Origin of the sequence: Streptococcus caprae, assembly GCF_042649745.1 — a bacterium.
GTDB lineage: Bacteria > Bacillota > Bacilli > Lactobacillales > Streptococcaceae > Streptococcus > Streptococcus caprae.
This window is the reverse complement of record NZ_JBHRZV010000036.1, coordinates 1-1,032: the sequence shown is the minus strand read 5'-3', so window position 1 is coordinate 1,032 and position 1,032 is coordinate 1. Positions and strand designations below refer to the sequence as shown.

The 1,032-nt window shown below is 32.8% G+C and carries 1 protein-coding gene; it reads left to right on the top strand.

Going from position 1 to position 1,032, the window contains the following annotated elements:
- Positions 1-944, top strand: a 944-nt coding sequence (locus ACFORF_RS05370) for an ATP-binding cassette domain-containing protein (RefSeq protein ID WP_380426205.1), incomplete at its 5' end; no start/stop codon positions are given.
- Positions 945-1,032: the final 88 nt, after the last annotated feature.

Below are 1,032 nucleotides of genomic sequence, written 5' to 3'. Positions count from 1 at the left end.
GTTTTATGACATCTTTGTTGACAAGGGTTGAACAGGATATTAGATACGAGCAGCAACGAACTCTGAATAGTATGATAATCAATAGCATTGATGCTTTTTGTTCGGTCATTCCTATTATTATTGGCGGGATGATGACTTATTATCATTATCTTTCTGGTGCTAGTTTTGTTGCTATTTATCTGGTTTCTCATAATATTGGTTATCAATTTAATGAACTGTCGTATTTTATCAATACTTATAAGTCAACTAAGCAACTTAGAGAAAAGTATGCCTATTTACTTGAAGATGATAATGTAGAAACCAATGAACAACCCTCGATCTCCCTTTTCCCTATCGTATGCGATAAGCTTAGTTTAAGTTTTAAAGATAAATTGCTTTTTGAAAATCTGTCATTTGAAATCAAAAAAGGTGAGAAAATTGCTTTAGTTGGCGCCAGTGGATGTGGTAAGTCAACCTTATTGAATATGATTTATGGAGAAATATCGCCAGATTTAGGGAAAGTAACTTATGCTGGACAGACCTTAGGAAAGGAACAAATTGCTAAATCAATTTCTTATATTTTACAAGAGTCCTATGTTTTTGATGGGCTATCACTGGAAGATAATATCACTCTTGGTGAAGCAGTCGATGATGCTAAAATGGATGATATTCTTAATCGAGTGAATCTAGCCTTTTTAAGGGGTCAAATTCTTCAGGCAGATAAACTCTCTGGAGGTGAAAAGCAACGCTTAGAAATTGCGCGTAGCTTGTACCATGATAATGAGCTGATATTAGCTGATGAAGTCAAATCGAATCTTGATAAGGAAAATGCTAGCCAAATTTCAAATATTTTATTGTCCATCCCACAGACCTTAGTGGAAGTTATTCATCATTATGATGACGAGATATTAGCTAGATATGATAAAGTAATTGATTTATCTAAATTTCCTACCTTTGGTGAATAGAATAAGTTAAAATTTATGATAAATTTTAACCTAGTTTAGAAAGATATAGTTAGTTTAATAAAGAGGATTACCTAAGTTAGGTAGTCCT